The 16,936-nt window shown below is 65.5% G+C and carries 18 protein-coding genes; 6 read left to right on the forward strand and 12 right to left on the reverse strand.

Annotated features, from left to right (window positions below; translation table 11 throughout):
* Positions 1-104 precede the first annotated feature (104 nt).
* Entirely contained in the window at positions 105-845 is a 741-nt protein-coding gene (locus AB7290_RS15315; RefSeq protein ID WP_085404322.1) for a metallophosphoesterase family protein, read from the forward strand.
* Positions 846-850: 5 nt separating this feature from the next.
* On the forward strand, positions 851-2,284 hold the full coding sequence (locus tag AB7290_RS15320; RefSeq protein WP_085404323.1) for a serine/threonine protein kinase: 1,434 nt from the start codon (positions 851-853) through the stop codon (positions 2,282-2,284).
* Positions 2,285-2,290: 6 nt separating this feature from the next.
* Here AB7290_RS15320 and AB7290_RS15325 read toward each other — a convergent pair whose 3' ends face one another.
* The 3 genes from AB7290_RS15325 to rpe form a co-directional block, all read right to left on the reverse strand.
* Positions 2,291-2,482: a hypothetical protein gene (locus AB7290_RS15325; RefSeq protein WP_014494175.1), complete on the reverse strand. Its 192-nt coding sequence runs from the start codon at positions 2,480-2,482 to the stop codon at positions 2,291-2,293.
* A gap of 22 nt (positions 2,483-2,504) precedes the next feature.
* Positions 2,505-2,684: a hypothetical protein gene (locus AB7290_RS15330; protein ID WP_028147458.1), complete on the reverse strand. Its 180-nt coding sequence runs from the start codon at positions 2,682-2,684 to the stop codon at positions 2,505-2,507.
* A gap of 298 nt (positions 2,685-2,982) precedes the next feature.
* Complete coding sequence (gene rpe, locus AB7290_RS15335; RefSeq protein ID WP_085404324.1) at positions 2,983-3,684, reverse strand: ribulose-phosphate 3-epimerase; 702 nt, start codon at positions 3,682-3,684, stop codon at positions 2,983-2,985.
* Between the two features lie 252 nt (positions 3,685-3,936).
* Between rpe and AB7290_RS15340 the strand changes: the two genes are divergently transcribed.
* Positions 3,937-4,731, forward strand: coding sequence for an EF-hand domain-containing protein (locus AB7290_RS15340; protein WP_085404325.1), 795 nt, complete (start codon positions 3,937-3,939; stop codon positions 4,729-4,731).
* A 213-nt stretch (positions 4,732-4,944) separates the two neighbouring features.
* Here AB7290_RS15340 and AB7290_RS15345 read toward each other — a convergent pair whose 3' ends face one another.
* Together AB7290_RS15345 and AB7290_RS15350 are read right to left on the reverse strand one after the other, a co-directional pair.
* Entirely contained in the window at positions 4,945-5,943 is a 999-nt protein-coding gene (locus AB7290_RS15345; protein WP_085404374.1) for a P1 family peptidase, read from the reverse strand.
* 54 nt (positions 5,944-5,997) lie between these two features.
* Positions 5,998-8,850, reverse strand: coding sequence for a PAS domain S-box protein (locus AB7290_RS15350; protein ID WP_085404326.1), 2,853 nt, complete (start codon positions 8,848-8,850; stop codon positions 5,998-6,000).
* Positions 8,851-9,045: 195 nt separating this feature from the next.
* Here AB7290_RS15350 and AB7290_RS15355 point away from each other — a divergent pair, with 195 nt between their 5' ends.
* Complete coding sequence (locus AB7290_RS15355) at positions 9,046-9,432, forward strand: response regulator (protein ID WP_071912455.1); 387 nt, start codon at positions 9,046-9,048, stop codon at positions 9,430-9,432.
* 74 nt (positions 9,433-9,506) lie between these two features.
* Here AB7290_RS15355 and AB7290_RS15360 read toward each other — a convergent pair whose 3' ends face one another.
* From AB7290_RS15360 to AB7290_RS15380, 5 genes are all read right to left on the reverse strand, one after another.
* Entirely contained in the window at positions 9,507-10,625 is a 1,119-nt protein-coding gene (locus tag AB7290_RS15360; RefSeq protein ID WP_028147453.1) for a branched-chain amino acid ABC transporter substrate-binding protein, read from the reverse strand.
* Positions 10,626-10,784: 159 nt separating this feature from the next.
* Entirely contained in the window at positions 10,785-11,525 is a 741-nt protein-coding gene (locus AB7290_RS15365) for an ABC transporter ATP-binding protein (RefSeq protein ID WP_014494184.1), read from the reverse strand.
* On the reverse strand, positions 11,522-12,367 hold the full coding sequence (locus AB7290_RS15370) for an ABC transporter ATP-binding protein (RefSeq protein ID WP_085404327.1): 846 nt from the start codon (positions 12,365-12,367) through the stop codon (positions 11,522-11,524). Before AB7290_RS15370 ends, AB7290_RS15365 begins: the two co-directional genes overlap by 4 nt.
* Positions 12,364-13,683, reverse strand: coding sequence for a high-affinity branched-chain amino acid ABC transporter permease LivM (livM, locus tag AB7290_RS15375; protein ID WP_085404375.1), 1,320 nt, complete (start codon positions 13,681-13,683; stop codon positions 12,364-12,366). Before livM ends, AB7290_RS15370 begins: the two co-directional genes overlap by 4 nt.
* 10 nt (positions 13,684-13,693) lie before the next feature.
* The gene (locus tag AB7290_RS15380; RefSeq protein WP_028147449.1) at positions 13,694-14,611 is read right to left on the reverse strand and encodes an ABC transporter permease subunit; all 918 of its coding nucleotides are present in this window, start codon (positions 14,609-14,611) and stop codon (positions 13,694-13,696) included.
* A 289-nt stretch (positions 14,612-14,900) separates the two neighbouring features.
* Between AB7290_RS15380 and AB7290_RS15385 the strand changes: the two genes are divergently transcribed.
* A complete protein-coding gene (locus AB7290_RS15385) occupies positions 14,901-15,059 on the forward strand; it encodes a hypothetical protein (protein ID WP_166091448.1) in 159 nt (52 codons plus the stop codon).
* A 182-nt stretch (positions 15,060-15,241) separates the two neighbouring features.
* Positions 15,242-15,778 (forward strand): hypothetical protein, encoded by a 537-nt coding sequence (locus AB7290_RS15390; RefSeq protein ID WP_085404328.1) that lies wholly within the window; start codon positions 15,242-15,244, stop codon positions 15,776-15,778.
* On the opposite strand, the gene AB7290_RS15395 is transcribed toward AB7290_RS15390, so the two are convergent.
* Positions 15,740-16,132: a carboxymuconolactone decarboxylase family protein gene (locus AB7290_RS15395; RefSeq protein ID WP_014494190.1), complete on the reverse strand. Its 393-nt coding sequence runs from the start codon at positions 16,130-16,132 to the stop codon at positions 15,740-15,742. The genes AB7290_RS15390 and AB7290_RS15395 overlap by 39 nt on opposite strands.
* 20 nt (positions 16,133-16,152) lie before the next feature.
* On the reverse strand, positions 16,153-16,935 hold the full coding sequence (gene pcaD, locus AB7290_RS15400) for a 3-oxoadipate enol-lactonase (protein ID WP_085404329.1): 783 nt from the start codon (positions 16,933-16,935) through the stop codon (positions 16,153-16,155).
* Position 16,936 lies beyond the last annotated feature (1 nt).

Consider the following 16,936-nt stretch of genomic DNA (forward strand, 5'->3'; position numbering starts at 1 on the left):
GCGACAGGGGCACGCTGGAAAACGCACCCGCACTGGCGCATCTTCTTGACGTCCCTCAATTTGGCCTTATCGGCTTCCGATAAGACCTTTGGGGTGGAGGGTGCGTGCTTCTCGCTGTCTTCTCGGATATCCACGGCAACCGGCAGGCGTTCGAGGCCTGCCTGAAGGTTGCCCGCGCGAAGGGCGCGGAGCGGTTCGTCCTGCTCGGCGATTTCGTCGGCTATGGCGCCGATCCGGAATGGGTCGTGGATACCGCGATGGGTCTGGTCCGGGAGGGCGCCATCGCCGTCCGCGGCAATCATGACGAGGCGGTCAACACCACGACCGAAGCCATGAATGCGGAGGCGCAGATCGCGATCGAATGGACGCGCGGGCGGCTCGACGTCGTGCAGCGGCGGTTCCTCGCCGAGCTGCCGATGCTGGTGGATGAGAAGGAGCGCCTTTACGTCCACTCGGAGGCCTCGAGCCCGCAGCGCTGGCACTATGTCCGTTCGACGGCGGATGCCGCCAAGAGCCTGATATCGACGCCCGCCCATGTCACCTTCTGCGGCCACATCCATCGCCCGGCGCTCTATTCGATGTCGGTGACGGCGAAGATGACGGGCCTCGTGCCCAAGACCGACGTTTCCGTGCCGCTGCTGCGCGGGCGGCAATGGCTGGCCGTGCTCGGCTCGGTGGGCCAGCCTCGCGATGGCGATCCATCCGCAGCCTTCGTGCTGTTCGACACCGTGTCGTGCCAGATCACCTATTGCCGCGCGCCCTATGACATCGCGAGCGCGGCGAACAAGATTCGCGAGAACGGCCTGCCGCCCTGGCTCGCCGACCGGCTGTCGCAGGGACGCTGACGGCGATGCCGCAATCCCTGGTCAAATCAGGCGCCGAGATCGACGGCTACACCATCGGTGAATGCGTCCATGCCGGCGGTATGGCGACGCTGTGGACCGTCACCCATCCCGGCATCGACGTGCCGCTGCTGATGAAGATTCCGCGGGTGTCGGAGGGCGAGGACCCCGCCGCGATCGTCTCGTTCGAGATGGAGATGATGATCTTGCCGCGGCTCGCCGGGCCGCACGTGCCCTCGTGTTTCGGCACCGGCGACTTCGCGCACCAGGCCTACGCCGTGATCGAGCGCATTCCCGGGACCACGCTCTACAAGCGGCTGCCCGATCTGCCGCTCCCATACGAGGAGGCGCGGCAGCTCGTCGCGAAGATCGCCGCCGCGCTGGCCGATCTGCACCGGCAGAACGTGATTCATCACGACATCAAGCCGAGCAGCATCATGTTCCGCGACAGCGGCGAGGCGGTCCTGATCGATTACGGCCTGTCGCACCACAACCATCTGCCGGACCTGTTGCAGGAAGAATTCCGCCTGCCTTACGGCACCGCGCCCTACATGGCGCCCGAGCGGCTGTTGGGGGTACGCGACGATCCGCGCAGCGATCTGTTTTCGCTGGGCGTGCTGCTCTATTTCTTCACCACCGGCGAGCGCCCCTTCGGCGAGGGCGAGACGCTGCGCGCGATGCGTCGCCGGCTGTGGCGCGATCCGCATCCGCCGCGCGAATTGCGGGCGGACTATCCGCCCTGGCTTCAGGAGGTGGTGCTGCGCTGTCTCGAGATCGAGCCGGTGCGGCGCTATCCGACCGCGTCCCAGCTCGCCTTCGATCTCGCTCATCCGGACCAGGTCAGGCTCACCGCGCGTTCGGAACGGCTGAAGCGCGACCCCTTGAGCGTCGCCTGGCGGCGGCGCTTCAACCTGGGTGTCATGGCGCCGCGCGCGAAATCGGACGTCGCCGCGCAAATCGCCTCCAGCCCGATCCTCGCGGTCGCGCTCGACACGGTGGAAGGCGCGGGCGAGCTGAACGAGGCGCTGCGCGTGACGACCGAGCGCATTCTCGCGACGCTGCCGTCGGCGCGGCTTGCCTGCGTCAACGTGCTCAAGCTCAACCGCATCGCGATCGACCGGACGCTCGACGAGCAGGGCTCCAACAAGCATGTCGACCGCCTGGTCGCGCTCCGGCATTGGGCGACGCCGCTTAAGCTGGATGAGAGCCGGCTGTCGGTTCACGTGCTGGAAGCCGTTGATCCCGCCGCGGCGCTGCTGGAATTCGCCGAGGTCAATCAGGTTGACCACGTCATCATCGGCGCGCGGCAGAGCTCGTTCCGCCGCGCGCTGCTCGGCAGCGTCTCGGCCAAGGTGGCCTCGGAGGCGGCCTGCACCGTCACCGTGGTGCGGCCGCCGCGGATGGCTGCTGCGAAACCAGACGCCGGCGTCGTGTGGGGCTAGGAAAGATCACGCCGCGTGGGCGGCGTGGACGGAGCGCTTGCGGCGGATCGGCCAGCAGAATTGCGGGCCGGGCTCGCCGTGATCCGCGCCGCCGCCGAAATACTGGATGATCTCGCGGCAGGGCTCGCAATTGAAGAGGTTACGCGACGCGGATGCCTTGGTCATTTCCTTCAGGCAGTTCGGGCAGTGCGGTTTCATCGGGCGTGGTCCAGAATAGAATTCAATGCCGGCGCGGTGACCGGAGCGGGTGATCCGGGTCCGCCATCTCGGGCCCGGTGTCGTCGCGCCTCTCGCCTTCGGTGCGTTCGAGCCGACCGAAGAAATAGTCGAGGTCAGGATGCGGGCGCCGCGGGATGCGGCACCTGCGCTTCGCTTGACGCTTCACGAGCGCGATCTGCATGGGCTCAGGCCCGATACCAGTCGCGACGGACGATGCGGGCCGAACGTGCCGGCACTCTCGCCGGTCCGGCCGATGGGCCAAACACAACAAACGCACTGAAACCAAGCCACAACGCCACGCCAGTCCAAACCAGGGTCGTCGTCATGATGTGCTCCCGCGAAAACAGGCAAGAATCACTAGCGGTGATTTGCACGAATCAGGGAAGCCCGGAGGAGTACGGATCAAGGTGCAATTTAGGCATTGCGCGTCGCAGCGCCCGTAAGACCCGCAGCTTTTCAGCAAATATGTTGCTTGTGCTTCAGATCGCTTCGCCGCGTGCGCCTGCGGCGGCGTTGCGGATCGCGGCGATGTTGGTCTTGTACGCTTCCTGCGTGCCGCCCCTGAACACGGAGGTGCCGGCGACGAAGGCGTTGGCGCCCGCCGCGGCCAGGGGACCCGCGACATCGGGACCGACGCCGCCATCGACCTCGATGTCGATCGGACGTCCCGCCGTCATCGCGCGGATGTCGCGGATCTTGCCGATCGCAGACGGGATGAAGGCCTGGCCGCCGAAGCCGGGATTGACCGACATCACCAGCACGAGGTCGACGAGGTCGATGACGTATTCGAGCACGCTGATCGGCGTGCCCGGGTTGAGCGAGACGCCGGCCTTCTTGCCGAGCGCGCGGATCGCCTGGAGCGAGCGGTGCAGATGGGGACCTGCTTCCGCATGCACGGTGATGTGGTCACAGCCGGCTTTGGCGAAGGCCTCGAGATAGGGGTCGCAGGGCGAGATCATCAGATGCGCGTCGAAGATCTTCTTGGTGTGCGGGCGCATCGCCTTGATGACGTCGGGGCCGTAGGAGATGTTGGGCACGAAATGTCCGTCCATCACGTCGAGATGGATCCAGTCGGCGCCGGCCGCGTCCACCGCGCGCACCTCTTCGCCGAGCTTGGAGAAGTCCGAGGCCAGGATCGAGGGCGCGATGGCCAGGGGGCGGGGAGTGAAGGCTTGGGTCATGGCGCGGTGTCCCGTGGCGGCCGTGAAAGATGATGCTCGCCTAACATGGGCCTCTCAGCCGGGCAATGCAGGGGCGGCGTGCTTCCTGTGGGCGGAAATTTCTGCCGCGACCGGCATGAATTGCCGGTGTTCCGGAGCCGCGCCAGGCGTCGCGAAGGCGGATTTCATTGAGCTTTTTGCGCTGGCACGACGCTTGCTGACATCACCGCCAGAACATTGGCTGCGGCGTGCCGCATCGGTTGGAGTTGTGCAATGTTGTTTGCCCTTGGTGCCGTATCGAGCGCGCTCGACGCGATCCAGTCGCTGACGAAGTCGAAATCGTCCTCGTCGACCCAGAACACGGGGTCTTCGCAGAACGCGCCGATCAATCCGTTCGCGATCGACAGCGGCAGCAGCACGACCAGCGGCGCGACCTCGTCGGTCAATGCGGGCAAAACTCCGCAGATCTCGCCGGAGACGATGAACGCGCTGTTCGCCGCGCAGAGCCAGTCGTCCAGCGGCACCGGCAGCACGGCCAGCTCGACCTCGTCCGGCTCGACGTCTTCGACCTCGACGAGCCGCGACGCCGCGCTGAAGGACTTGTTCTCCCAGATCGACGGGGACGGCGACGGCAAGATCACCAAGTCCGAATTCGAGAACGCGCTCGGGGCCGGCGGCACCAACCTTGCGCAGGCCGATGACGTGTTCTCGAAGATGGATACGAATTCCGACGGCAGCGTCAGCCTGGATGAGATGTCGAAGGCGCTGAAGAGCGGCCATGGCGGCCACCACCACGCGCAGGGTGCGGGCGGCTCGGGCGATGGATCGGATTCCGCCTCGAAGGCGAGCGGCGGATCGACCTCGACCACGACGACCGCCGCCGACGGCTCGACCACCACCACTGTCACCTACGCCGACGGCTTCAAGATGTCGACGACGGTCCCGGGCGCCTCCAGCTCCTCTCGCAATTCGGCCTACGATCTGTTCGCGCAGTTGATGCAGCGGCAAGGCGGGCAGGGGCAAGGCGCCTCAGCGACCGCCGGCTCGTCGATGTCGATGAGCGTCTGACGCCCACTCGCTGTCATGCCCCGGCTTGCCGCCTTCGCTAAAGCTTCGGCGGCCGAGCACCCTTGTGGCCCCGGCGTAGCCTTGGCGGAGCCGGGACCGGGGCATCCAGTACGCCGCGGCTTCTCGGTTCAATCACAACTGCCTTTGGAATGCTGGATCGCCCGGTCTTCGCCGGGCGATGACGCGCGATATGCGGTGATAGGCGCGTGCCCCTTACCCGCCGAAGCGGTCCTTCCACGCCGGTAATGCTCCCGCAAACGGCAGCGCCGTCGCGCTGTACACGCCGCGCGCGATCGCGCGCGCGACCACGTTGGCGGCGACCGTGCCGAGCTCGGTGAGGCCGACCAGCGGCTCGATCGGCTTCTCGCAGGTCGCAGCCGCAAACAGCACGTCGCCGTCGGTCGGGGCATGCACCGGATAGATGGCGCGGGCAAATCCGGTGTGCGCGATCATCGCAAGCCGCTTGGCCTGGGCCTTGGTCAGCGTCGCATCGGTGACGACGGCGCCGATCGTGGTGTTCTCGCGCGCGCTCGCGGCGGGGCCGCCCTTGATGCGCATCGCCAGCATGTCCGGCGTGAACTTGGCTGGCAGGCCGCGCCCGCCGAACTCGCCGTTCTCCTCGAACGGCGCCGCCCAGAACCACGGTCCCTCGCCGACGGTTGCGCTGCCGACCGCGTTGACGACCACGATGGCGGCGACCTTGATGCCGTTGGGCAGGACCGCCGAAGCCGAGCCGAGCCCGCCCTTGAAGGTCGCGGTGGTACAGCCGAGGCCTGCGCCGACGCTGCCCAGCGCGAAGTCGTGGCCCGCGGCCACAGCTGCTGCGTAACCGAGATCGCGATAGGGCGCGAAGCGACCCCAGGCCTTGTCGCCGCCGTTGAGCAGGTCGAACACGATGGCGCCCGGCACGATCGGGATCACCGCCTCGCGAATCCGGAAGCCGCGGCCCTGTTCGGCAAGCCAGGCCTGGACGCCGCCGCCGGTCTCGATGCCAAAGGCGGAGCCGCCGGACAGCGCAATCGCATCGACGCGCTCGACCGTGCTGGCAAGATCGAGCAGCGCATCCTCGCGCGTGCCGGGCCCGCCGCCGCGCACGTCGATCGCCGCGACCGCCGGGGCATCGAAGATGATCGCTGTCGTGCCAGAGGCGACTTTCGCATCCTCGGCATGGCCGACGCGGACGCCGGCGATATCGGTAAGCAGGTTTTTCAAGGCCGGCACTCCATGCGCTTCAGGCATCAGCGATAGCGCACCGATGCCGCGCGCTCAACTCGCCAGCGCGGTCCTGAGCATCTTGGCAAGCTCGGATTTGCGATAGGGCTTGGCCAGCAGCAGCACGCCGGAATCGAGCCGGCCGTGATGGACGATGGCGTTCTCGGTGTAGCCCGAGGTGAACAGCGTCTTCAGGTCGGGACGCCGCCGTACCGCCTCGTCCGCGAGCTGGCGGCCGTTCATGTGGCCGGGCATGATAATGTCGGTGAAGAGCAGGTCGATGCCCTTGTCGGCATCGATGATGGTGAGGGCTTCGGCCGCATTGGCGGCTTCGAGCGCGGCATAGCCGAGGCTCTTGATCTGGGTCACGACATATTGCCGTACCAGCGCGTCGTCCTCGACGATCAGGATCTTCTCGTCGCCGCCGGCGATGGGCACGTTCTGGAGCGACTCGTACTCGCTCTCCTGCACGCCGCTCGAGCGCGGCAGGTAGATCTTCACGCTCGTGCCGTGGCCTTCCTCGCTGTAGATCTTGATGTGTCCGCCGGACTGCTTGACGAAGCCGAACACCATGCTGAGCCCGAGCCCGGTGCCCTTGCCGACCTCCTTGGTGGTGAAGAACGGGTCGAACACCCGCTCCATCAGGTCCGGTGGAATGCCGGTGCCGGTGTCGCTGACCGCGATCATCACATAGCTGCCGGCGACGACGTCGGGATTCATGCTGGCATAGCCGTCGTCGAGGAAGATGTTGCGGGTCTCCAGCACCAATGTGCCGCCGTCCGGCATGGCGTCGCGCGCGTTCAGCGCGAGATTGAGGATCGCGGTGGAAAGCTGGCCCGGGTCGACCAGCGCCGGCCAGGCATCCTCGGTGAGCTGCGGCATGATGGTGATCTGCTCGCCGAGGGTCGGGTGCAGCAGCTTTGCGGCCTCGAGCGCCAGCGCATTGACGTCGATCTCGCGCGGCTGGAGCGGCTGCTTGCGGGCAAAGGCGAGCAGGTGCTTGGTCAGTTGCGCGCCACGCTCGGCGGCGTCGTCGATCAACTTGGTGATGGCGGCGAGCTCGGGACGGTCGGCCACCGCGTCCGCGAGGATGCCGATCGTGCCAGTGATGACGGTCAGCACGTTGTTGAAATCGTGGGCGACGCCGCCGGTCAGCTGGCCGATGGAGTCCATTTTCTGGACCTGCCTGAGTTGGGCTTCCGCGGCCTGCTTCTCGGTGAGGTCGCGGCCGATGAAGAAATGGCGCTTCACCGGCTCCGACCAGGTCCCCATCCAGTTCAGCGTCACCTCGTGACCGTCGTAGTGGTAGTAGCGCGCCTCGAAGCTGCGCTTGACCGCGCCACGCCGCGCCGCGCGCATCTCGCTGCGGGTGTTGTCGAGGTCATCGGGGTGAATGAACTCGATGGCGCTGTGCCCGATCATGTCCTCCGGCTTGTACCCGAGGATGTCCTTCACGCTCGGGCTGATCTGGATGAAATTGCCGTAACCGTCGGTCACGAGGATCAGGTCCTGCGAGGTCTCGAAGATGCGCTGGCGCTCCTCGATCTCGCGGTTGAGAGCGGATTCCGCCCGCTTCCGCTCGGTGATGTCGCGGGCGACCTTGGAGGCGCCGATGATCTTGCCGTCGGTCGATCGCAGCGGGACCTGGCTCAGCACGACGTCGATCGGCTGGCCACTCTTGTGCAGCCGCACGGTCTCGTGCTGGTCGATGACCTCGCCGTTGCGGGTGCGGGCCAGCATTTCGGCGACTTCCTCCCGCTGCCCCTCCGGCATGATGATATCGACCTGGCGGCCGATCGCCTCGCTGGCGGAGTAGCCGAAGACGCGCTCGGCCGCCTTGTTCCAGGACGTGATGGTGCCGTCGAGCGACTTCGTGATGATGGCGTCGTTGGAGGACTCGACGACGGCGCTGAACAGCCGCTCGCGCTCGGCATAATAGTTCCGCTCCGAGCTCGACTGCCGCTGCAGCGCGCCGACCATGCCTGCGGTGTTGGCCTGGAGACGCACGTTCTCGATCAGCAGCACCGCGAGCACGAAACTCGACGCACCGAGGCCGTAGAGCCGGCCGGCATAGAAGCCGAGGTCGAAACGCGCGACGTTGACGATCGCTGACAGCGCGATGTCGAACAGCCAGGCGCACATCGTGACCATGAGCCAGACGTCGATCACCGTGTGCGGCTTGCGAAACCACAGCGTGACCAGCGCCGCGAAGCTCAGGGACCACACGAACGACACCACGCCGATCATGGTGGGGGTGTAGTGGCCGTCCTTGAGCAGGACCGGCAGCAGGCCGTGCTGCGCAGTCACCAGCCAGGCGAAGACGGTCATCGCGACGACCACGCCGGCGACGGAGAGAGCGATCGCGGGAGCCGCCGAGCTCGCAATCCTGTTGCCGCCGTTGCCGTCCTTGAGCCAGGCATAGGCCAGCACGAACAGCGGGAAACCGGCGTGCCAGATCATGTAGAGCCAGACGGTGGTCTGCGGGCCTGCACCGAACAATCCGGCCGGGGCGAACAGCCCGGGGAAGGTGAGGGCGTGGGTCACCGCGGCGGCCGCCGTGAACAGATAGCCGGTCGACAGCAGCAGCAGCGCGCGGCTGCGCAGGACGGCGAACTGCGACAGCAGCAAGACGGCGGTGATGATGTCGCTGACCGCGAGCGCCGACTGGTAGCTCGCCACGAAGGCCGGCACCTGTGCGAGCGGCAAGCCCGCAAACGGTACCGCCAGCGCGAACAGGATTGCGGAGATGCCGACGATCGCCAACGCAGCCCTGCGATCGCTTCGCGTAGCCGGCAAGGTCGACAGGAATGTGCTTCGGTCGTTAGGCGCTAGCACGTCGATCTCTCGTAAGCCGGCATGATGACCTCCTACGTCAATCTCTTCCGGCCGGGAAGCCGCTACCCGCATGGTAGCCCGCTCCGGGCGCGCATCCTGACAGAAAGCGCATGCGACTCAACCGAAGGTTACAGCTTATTTAACTTGGGGTGGGACTTGGAACAGGTAGCTGGTAAGAGGTGATTTACCGGGACAGACCCATACTGCCTTGCCGGGCAGTTGCGGTGAATTGAACCAAATAATGATACGTATCCGGGAGTTGTTCCCATGCGCCGTGTTCTCGTTGTCGACGACCAGAAGGAGGTCCGCGCCATGGTCGCGATCGTGCTTCGGGTCAACCGCTTTGACGTCGTCGAAGCCGAGAGCGGCGCAGCGGGCCTGAAAGCCTTCAGCGAGGGCGCTTTCGATGCCGCGATCGTCGATATTTTCCTGGCCGACACCAGCGGCGTTGACGTCATGGCGGCCATTCGCGAGCGAGTTCCCGGGTTCCCGATCGTCGCGGTCTCCGGCATGACCGCGCTGGATTTCATGGGCGAGGCGCCTGGTCTGGCCGACGTGGTATGCCTGCAAAAGCCATTTCGGCCGAACGATCTCCTGCAAGCGCTCCACAAGGCCCAGGCTGCGGCGGGCGGCGAACTCTCCGCAGCCGTGTGACCGCACGGCGAAAGAAAACGCCCCGGCGAACCGGGGCGTTGGATTGATCTGATTAAAAGGTCAGGCATCCTGTCTTAGGTGCCGTTGCCCTTGATCTCGGCGTAGCCGCCCTTGGCGTCCCATTTGTAGACGACATAGTCGAGCTGCTTGATGTCGCCCTTGGCGTCGTACTCGATCGGGCCGATCACGGTGTCCCACTTGCCGGCCTTGATCGCCGCCATGACCTTCTTGGCGTCCGTGGTGCCGGCCTTCTTTGCCGCCTGCGACCAGACCTGCATCGCCGCGTAGGTGTAGAGCGTATAGCCCTCGGGGTCGATGTTCTTGGCCTTGAAGGCGTCGACGATCTTCTTCGCGGTCGGCTTGTTGCGCGGATCGGGGCCGAAGGTGAACAGCGTGCCTTCGCCGGCCGGACCGGTGATGGAGGCGTACTCCTTGTCGGCGAGCGCGTCGCCGGCCATCAGGATCGTCTTGAGGCCCTGGTCACGCATCTGGCGCAGGATCAGGCCGCTCTCCTGATGATAGCCGCCGACATAGACGAGGTCGATGTTGTCGCGCTTCAGGCGCGAGACGATCGCGTTGAAGTCCTTGTCGCCCTTGTTGTAGGACTCGTACATCTTCTCGGTGATGCCGGCCTTGTTGAGCGCCTTCTTGGTCTCATCGGCGAGACCCTTGCCGTAGGTGGTCTTGTCGTTGAGGATCGCGATGTTCTTGCCCTTGTAGTTCTTGGCGATGTACTGCGCCGCGACCAGGCCCTGCTGGTCGTCACGGCCGCAGACGCGCGCCACGTTCCAGAGTCCGCTATCGGTGAACTTCGGATTGGTCGAGGCCGGCGTGATCTGGAGCACGTTGCCGTCGGCATAGGCTTCGGAGGCGGGGATCGACGACGACGAGCAATAGTGCCCGGCCACGAACGGAATTTTCGCGCCGGCGATCTTTTCGGCGATCGAGCGCGCCTGCTTCGGGTCGCAGGCGTCGTCCTCGACGTTGAGCGCGAGCTTCTTGCCGTTGACGCCGCCGGCGGCGTTGATGTCAGCCACGGCCATCTCGGCGCCGTTCTTCATCTGGCGGCCGAAGGCGGACTCTCCGCCGGTCATCGGGCCTGCGACTGCGACGGTGACATCCTGCGCGAAAGCCGCGCTCGATAGCGCGATCGACGCGCCGAATGCCAGACCGATGAGCTTCAGTGATTTCATGAGATACCTCGCGGGTGGTCGACTGTGGAAGTTGCCGGGTACGCCCGGTCTAAACCGGCGCCATTCTTGAATGAATCTCGGGAGAAGTCACCGGCAAAATACGGGCATTGGCGGAGATATCTCGCCACATTCGGCCGCACGCGCTCCCCGTCGGCAACCTCAGCCGTGCCGGCCGCCCTCCAGGTAGGCGGCGCGAATCTCGGGGCGCTGCAACAACTCGGCGCCGGTCCCGGCCAGCGTGATCAGGCCGTTGACCATGACGTAACCGCGATGGGCGAGCTTCAGCGCATGGTTGGCGTTCTGCTCGACGATCAGGACCGTCAGGCCGTCCTGGCGGTTCAGGGTGCGGATCGCATCGAAAATCTGGCGCGCGATCAGCGGCGCCAGCCCGAGCGAGGGCTCGTCGAGCAGGAGCAGGCGGGGGCGGCTCATCAGAGCGCGGCCGATTGCCAGCATCTGCTGCTCGCCGCCGGACAGCGTTCCGCCGCGCTGGGCGTAGCGCTCCTTCAGGCGCGGGAACAGCGTGAACACGCGTTGCAGCGTGGCCTCGCGTTCGGCGTCGGTGCATCCGGTGGCATCCGCCCCCATCTGGAGGTTTTCCGCGACGCTCATGCGCGGGAAGATGCGGCGGCCTTCCGGCGATTGCGCGATGCGCAAATGGGCGATCTCATGGGTGGGAACGTCGGTGATGTCACGGCCTTCGTACAGGATCTGGCCGGCGCGGGCGCGCGGCTTGCCGAAGATCGTCATCATCAGCGTCGACTTGCCGGCGCCGTTGGCGCCGATCAGCGCGACGATCTCGCCGGCGCTGATCTCGACATCGACGCCCTTTAGCGCCTCGATCTTGCCGTAGGCGGCGCGCAGGCCCCGGATCGACAGCAGGGGAGCGGACGACGTCACGACCCGCTCTCCATCACGGCCACGGCCTCTTCCTCGTCGGTGCCGAGATAGGCGGCGATCACCTTGGGATCGTCGCGGATCTCGCGCGGGGTGCCTTCCGCGATCTTGACGCCGTGGTCCATCACCACGATGTGGTCGGAGATCTCCATCACGACCGACATGTCGTGCTCGATCAGCAGGATCGAGGTACCGAGCTCGTTGCGGATCGATAGCAGGAGCTCGCTCAAGGCTGCGCTCTCGCGCGCGTTGAGACCCGCGGCGGGTTCGTCCAGGCACAAAAGCGCAGGCTCGGTGCACATCGCGCGCGCAATCTCGAGCCTGCGCTGGTCGCCATAGGCGAAATTGCCGGCGGCATCGTCGGCGCGGTCGAGCAAATTGACCCGCTTCAGCCAGTCGGTGGCGAGGTCGATCGCGCGCTTTTCGGCGTCGCGGTAGCCGGGCGCGCCGATGAGGCCGAGAAAAGTGAAGCCGGAGGCGCGCATCAACGCGTTGTGCTGTGCCACCATCAGGTTTTCCAGCGCGGTCATGCCGGGAAACAGGCGGATGTTCTGGAAGGTGCGCGCCACCTTGGCCTGCTTGGCGATGCGGAAATCGTTGAGCCGCTCCAGCGCAATCAGCTTGCCGTCGTCATGGGTGAGGCGAATGGCGCCGCCGCTCGGCTTGTAGAAGCCGGTGATGCAGTTGAACACGGTGGTCTTGCCGGCGCCGTTCGGTCCGATCAGCGCGGTGATCTTCTTCCGTTCGGCCGCAAACGACAGGTCCTGCACGGCGACGATGCCACCGAAGCGCATGGTCAGCCGATCGACGCCAAGAATCTTGTCGCTAATCTTGTCGGCGCTCATCCGTGCCCTTCCTTGACGAGGTCGGAAGAGATCGCCTGCGCCTTGGTCAGATACACGGTCGGCGCGCGATGGCCGATCAGGCCGCGCGGCCGCCAGATCATGATCAGCACCATGGCCATGCCGAACACCAGCATGCGGTAGGTCTCGAGGCTGCGGAACAGCTCGAAGCCGCCGATCATGGCGAGCGCGGCGAGCGCGACGCCGAGCTGCGAGCCCATGCCGCCGAGCACGACGATGGCGAGCACCAGCGCCGATTCCTGGAAGGTGAAGGATTCCGGACTGATGAAGCCCTGGCGCGTCGCGAAGAACGCACCGGCAAAGCCGCCGAACATAGCGCCGGTCGCGAACGCCGTGAGCTTGGTGGTCGTGGTGTTGATGCCGAGCGCGCGGCAGGCGACCTCGTCCTCGCGCAAGGCCTCCCAGGCGCGGCCGATCGGCAGGCGGCGCAGCCGGATCGTCACCCAGTTGGTGAGCAGCGCAAGCGCCAGGATCAGGTAGAACAGGAAGACGATGCGCTGGGTCGGCGAATATTCGATGCCGAGCCTGGCGGCGAGCCCGTTGTCGCTGTTGTCCAGCGGGATGCCGAAGAACGAGGGGCGGGGAATGCTGGAGACGCCGTTGGGGCCGCCGGTGAGGCTCTGCCAGTTGATGATGACGAGGCGGATGATCTCGCCGAAGGCGAGCGTCACGATGGCGAGATAGTCGCCGCGCAGGCGCAGTACGGGGAAGCCGAGCAGCACGCCCCAGAACGCGGCGAGGATGCCGGCAAGCGGCAGGCAGACCCAGAACGACCAGCCGAAATTGGTGGCGAGCAGCGCGTAGGAATAGGCGCCGACCGCATAGAAGGCGACGTAGCCGAGGTCGAGCAGGCCGGCGAGCCCGACCACGACATTCAGCCCCCAGCCCAGCATCACATAGGTGAGCACGAGGATCGCGAGATCGAGGATATAGCGCTGGTCATAGAAGATCACCGGCACAAGCACCGTGAAGATCAGAAGTGCGGGCGCCAGGTAGCGGCCCAGAAACGACATGCCGCTGCGTACAGCCGGCGGCACCAGCTTGTCGGTGCCGCTGGACCCGATCCACTGTCGCAACAGCCCGAGCACGATCGAGCCGCCGAACACGGCGGCAACGAGGGAGGCGACCTCGCCGAAGCGGGTCCAATAGGTGAGCTGGCCGTCGGAACCCGCTTCGGTGCGGACGCCGACCATCAGCGAGAACAGCACCAGCGCGATCAGGGCGTTGACGAAGGCCGTCTTCAGCAGAGCGGGGATGTCCGTTGCAGGTTTGGCCGTATTGCTCGAGAGAATTGTCACGCGGCGACCGTCAGACTTTTTCGACTTCGGGACGGCCAAGCAGGCCGGTCGGCATGAAGATCAGCACGACGATCAGGATCGAGAACGCCGCGACGTCCTTGTACTCGACCGAGAAATAGGCCGACCAGAACGTCTCGATCAGGCCGATCGCGAGACCGCCCAGCATGGCGCCAGGCAGCGAGCCGATGCCGCCGAGCACCGCCGCGGTGAACGCCTTGATGCCGGCCACGAAGCCCATGAAGAAATCCACCAGGCCGTAATAGAGCAGGTACATCAGGCCCGCGACCGCGGCGAGTGCGGCGCCGATCACGAAGGTCATGGAGATGGTGCGGTCGACGTTGACGCCGAGCAGCGCCGCCATGGTCTGGTCCTGCTCGCAGGCGCGCATGTCGCGGCCGAGCCGGGTGCGCGACACCAGCCAGGTGAAGATTCCAAGCAGCACGATGGTGGTGAGAACCACCATGATCTGGATGTTGGAGAGCTGGATCACAAAACCGTCCGCGCTTTCGTGCAGCGTATAGCCGCCGGTGATGAAGGGCGGGATCGGCTTGACGCGGGCGCCCTGCGCCACCTGCGAGTAATTGGTCAGCACGAAGGACATGCCGATCGCCGACAGCATCGGGGCGAGGCGGAAGGAATGACGCAGGGGCCGGTAGGCGATGCGTTCGATGGTCCAGCCATAGAGCGCGGTGATCGCCATCGACACCAGCAGCACCACCAGCAGGATCACCGGGATCGCGGTCAAGCCGAGTGAGATCAGGATCAGGAAGGTGATCAGGGCGATGAAGCCGCCGATCATGAAGACATCGCCATGGGCGAAATTGATCATGCCGACGATGCCGTAGACCATCGTATAGCCGATGGCGATCAGGCCGTAGATCGAGCCCAGAACGAGACCGTTGATGAGCTGCTGGGCGAAATAATCCATGGGCTGCCGTTACCAAACCTGACGCGGCTCAAAGGGAGCTCTTCGAGAGAAAGTGTGATTGAGTTTCTTCTCGGGCCCCGGCAGCCCCTAAGCATTCTTCTCGTTTTGTAACAGGAGGGAACTGGTGGCTGCAACTGGCCATGCCTCGACACAAAGGCTTGTACAGAGGTCATTTCGCTACGGATGTCATTTCGGTTCCGCAGGTGCGAGGAACCGGGTTCCGCAAAGCAACCAAACTGAATCCCGGCCGTTGTCTCTCCTCTGAGGTCCAACTAGGGAGTTCCCCCAAATGTCGAAGCAGCAAGATCAGAATCCGGGCCAGCAGACTCAGAAACCCGGGCAGCAGCAGGGTGGCGGGCAGAAACCCGGACAGCAGCAGCAGGATCCGCAGCGCCAGGGCGAGAAGCCCGGCCAGCAACAGGGCGGCCAGCACGGTCAGGACAAGTAGTTTCGGAGCCTAGACGTGAAGAGGGCCCCGCCGGGAGGCGGGGCCTTTTTCCTTGGGCGCGCCGCCCGGCGGGCCGGTTAAGGTAAACAAAGGGTTTAAATTGCCGCCATGGTCTGATGCGAGTTAGCTCCCCGGCAAAGCCTTTCCATGGAAGGCGCGCAGCGAGCGAAGCGGGAAGCGGCATGTTCAGGAATTGGCGGATCGGTTCGGTCAACGGCGCCCTGCTGGCGGCCTATTTCATCCCGGCCTGGACGCTCGTGGCCTTCAACATCATGGTGGCACCGGTGCACGGCCTCTACGAGCGGCCGAGTGTCGCGGTGGCGCTGTTCCTCAGCGATCATCTTCAGATGGCGGGGATGAGCACGGTGCGTGCCGCCTGGCTGCTGGCGCTGGGCCGGCTGACGGTGGTGGCGTTCTTTGCCATCTATCTCGCGCTTCTGTGTATTCCCCGCGTCCGCAAGAATGGCGGCAGCGACGAGGCGCTCGGCATTGCGCTTGCGATCGGCAGCCTCATCTCGTTTACGAGCATGTTGATGGCCTCGAAGGTCGGCGAGATGGCCGCGCTCCGGCTGCATGCCACCGAACTCCTGCTGCTGCTCGGCGCTGCCATCGTGGTGGTGATCGAGCGGCCCGCGCCGGCGCCCAAGAACGTTCGGGAGGCCGTCGAAACCGCCGCGCCGCTAGCTCTTGAGCAGGCCGAGCTCCTGCACAATCGCTGAGGCTTCCTTGACGGCGTGGTTCGCCGCCGGCACGCCGCAATAGATTGCCTGCTGAAGCAGGATTTCCTTGATGTCGTCGGGGGTGAAGCCGCCCTCGGCGAGCGCCGCGCGCACATGCAGGCGGAATTCGTCCCATTGCCCCAGCGCGACCATGGTGCCGATCACGAGCACGCGCCGCGTACGCTCGTCGAAATGCGGCCGCGTCCAGATCTCGCCCCAGGCGTAGCGCGTGATCATGTCCTGGAAGTCGGTGTTGAAGGCATTGCGGTTCGCGATCGACTTGTCGACCCAGGCATTGCCCAGCACCTTCCGGCGCACGTTCATGCCGGCATCGCGGCGCTTCTGGTCGTCCATGTTTTTTCTCCGGATAGCGGCTAGCGCTGCGTCAGGAAACCCACCACCGCGTCGGTGAACGCGTGCGGCTGCTCGACATTTGAAATGTGCGCGGCGTCGATGATGGTCATGCTTGCGCCGGGAATGTTGGAGCGGATCAATTCACCCGCCGAGATCGGCGTCGCCATGTCGTGGCGGCCGGCGATCACCAGTGTCGGGCTCTTGATCTTGGCGAGCAGCTCGCGCTGGTCGAGCGTCGACAGCGCCTCGCAGCAGGCGAGATAGCCCTCGACGGGGGAGGCGAGCAGCATCGACTTCATCTTCGCCGTGATCTGCGGCTCGCGCTCGCGGAAATCCTGGGTCAGCCAGCCCGCGATGACGGCATCGGCCACCGCCGCGATGCCGCCCTTCTTCACGGCGTCGATGCGCTCCAGCCATTTGGTCGGCTCGGCGTAGTAGCAGGAGGTGTTGGCGAGGATGAGCTTGCCGAAGCGCTCCGGCGCATTGGCCCCTAACCATTGCCCGACCATGCCGCCCATCGACAGGCCGCACCAATGCACCTTCTCGATGTTGAGGTCGTCGAGGATTGCCAGCACGTCGCGGCCGAAGCGCTCCATCGTATAGGGGGCAGGCGGAACGTTGGACTTGCCGTGGCCGCGGCGGTCGTAGCGGATGACGCGGAACACCTGCGTCAACGCCTTCATCTGCGGCTCCCACATCTGCAACGTGCAGCCCAGCGAGTTGGACAGCATCAGCGTCGGCCCGCCGTCGCGGCCCTCGACGGAGACGTTGATCAGGCAACCGTCGGCATCGATCATGGGCATG

The organism is Bradyrhizobium sp. 613_E4_N2_2 (genome assembly GCF_052075995.1).
GTDB classification, from domain to species: Bacteria; Pseudomonadota; Alphaproteobacteria; order Rhizobiales; family Xanthobacteraceae; genus Bradyrhizobium; species Bradyrhizobium barranii.

What these genes read in the sequence shown, in the direction of transcription:
- AB7290_RS15340 (WP_085404325.1), top strand. Translation starts at nt 3,937, where the DNA reads ATGTTGTTTGCCCTTGGTGCCGTATCGAGCGCGCTCGACGCGATCCAG.
- AB7290_RS15360 (WP_028147453.1), bottom strand. Translation starts at nt 10,625, where the DNA reads ATGAAATCACTGAAGCTCATCGGTCTGGCATTCGGCGCGTCGATCGCG.
- AB7290_RS15390 (WP_085404328.1), top strand. Translation starts at nt 15,242, where the DNA reads ATGTTCAGGAATTGGCGGATCGGTTCGGTCAACGGCGCCCTGCTGGCG.
- AB7290_RS15385 (WP_166091448.1), top strand. Translation starts at nt 14,901, where the DNA reads ATGTCGAAGCAGCAAGATCAGAATCCGGGCCAGCAGACTCAGAAACCC.
- AB7290_RS15395 (WP_014494190.1), bottom strand. Translation starts at nt 16,132, where the DNA reads ATGGACGACCAGAAGCGCCGCGATGCCGGCATGAACGTGCGCCGGAAG.
- AB7290_RS15350 (WP_085404326.1), bottom strand. Translation starts at nt 8,850, where the DNA reads ATGCGGGTAGCGGCTTCCCGGCCGGAAGAGATTGACGTAGGAGGTCAT.
- AB7290_RS15370 (WP_085404327.1), bottom strand. Translation starts at nt 12,367, where the DNA reads ATGAGCGCCGACAAGATTAGCGACAAGATTCTTGGCGTCGATCGGCTG.
- rpe (WP_085404324.1), bottom strand. Translation starts at nt 3,684, where the DNA reads ATGACCCAAGCCTTCACTCCCCGCCCCCTGGCCATCGCGCCCTCGATC.
- AB7290_RS15380 (WP_028147449.1), bottom strand. Translation starts at nt 14,611, where the DNA reads ATGGATTATTTCGCCCAGCAGCTCATCAACGGTCTCGTTCTGGGCTCG.
- AB7290_RS15330 (WP_028147458.1), bottom strand. Translation starts at nt 2,684, where the DNA reads ATGCAGATCGCGCTCGTGAAGCGTCAAGCGAAGCGCAGGTGCCGCATC.
- AB7290_RS15355 (WP_071912455.1), top strand. Translation starts at nt 9,046, where the DNA reads ATGCGCCGTGTTCTCGTTGTCGACGACCAGAAGGAGGTCCGCGCCATG.
- AB7290_RS15325 (WP_014494175.1), bottom strand. Translation starts at nt 2,482, where the DNA reads ATGAAACCGCACTGCCCGAACTGCCTGAAGGAAATGACCAAGGCATCC.
- pcaD (WP_085404329.1), bottom strand. Translation starts at nt 16,935, where the DNA reads ATGCCCATGATCGATGCCGACGGTTGCCTGATCAACGTCTCCGTCGAG.
- AB7290_RS15320 (WP_085404323.1), top strand. Translation starts at nt 851, where the DNA reads ATGCCGCAATCCCTGGTCAAATCAGGCGCCGAGATCGACGGCTACACC.